General features: G+C 52.3%; 2 pseudogenes. Both read left to right on the forward strand.

Annotated elements, in window-relative coordinates:
• Positions 1 to 133: 133 nt before the first annotated feature.
• Positions 134 to 418 (forward strand): annotated as a pseudogene (locus tag ACOQFT_RS00040) (IS3 family transposase); the annotation flags it as partial.
• A gap of 28 nt (positions 419 to 446) precedes the next feature.
• A pseudogene (locus ACOQFT_RS00045) lies at positions 447 to 597 on the forward strand (DDE-type integrase/transposase/recombinase); the annotation flags it as partial.

A 597-nucleotide genomic window follows, 5' to 3' on the forward strand; every position in this document is an offset into this window, starting at 1 on the left:
CATCGAGGTCGCCAACATGATCCGGAAGCGGCAATTCTCTATTGATACGACTTCCGGCTTTCAGCTATTCGCAAAGATAGCAGGATAGGTGTATCCAGTAAGTCGCTGGCTTTGGCCGTTCCAAATGTTTGCGACACATCCCGGCAGCCAATATTGCTCTCATGATTATCAGAAACTTTTGCGTCAACATAGGTTCCAGGTGTCGATGAGCGGCAAAGGCAACTGTTACGACAATTCAGCCGTCGAGACGTTTTTCAAAACCATCAAAGCCGAGCTCATATGGCGGCAATCATGGCCGACACGCAGGGCTGTGGAACTGGCCATCTTCGAATACATCAACGGGTTCTACAATCCGCGACGAAGGCACTCAGCATTGGGTTGGAAAAGTCCGGTCGCATTCGAACGGAAAGTGGCCTAAACGAGCACTCGGGGCGGCACAAATACGAGACAGGTCCAGCAAGACCCTGGATTTCATGTTGTCCGAGCGCCGGAATAAAGCCGCTGCGACGAGGTTCTTCGCCCGCGCTCTCAAGGTGAACGGATTGCCACGCAAGATTGTCATCGACAAAAGTGGTGCCAACACAGCTGGCATCAAGG

This window comes from Ruegeria sp. MALMAid1280, from assembly GCF_049195285.1.
GTDB lineage: Bacteria > Pseudomonadota > Alphaproteobacteria > Rhodobacterales > Rhodobacteraceae > Ruegeria.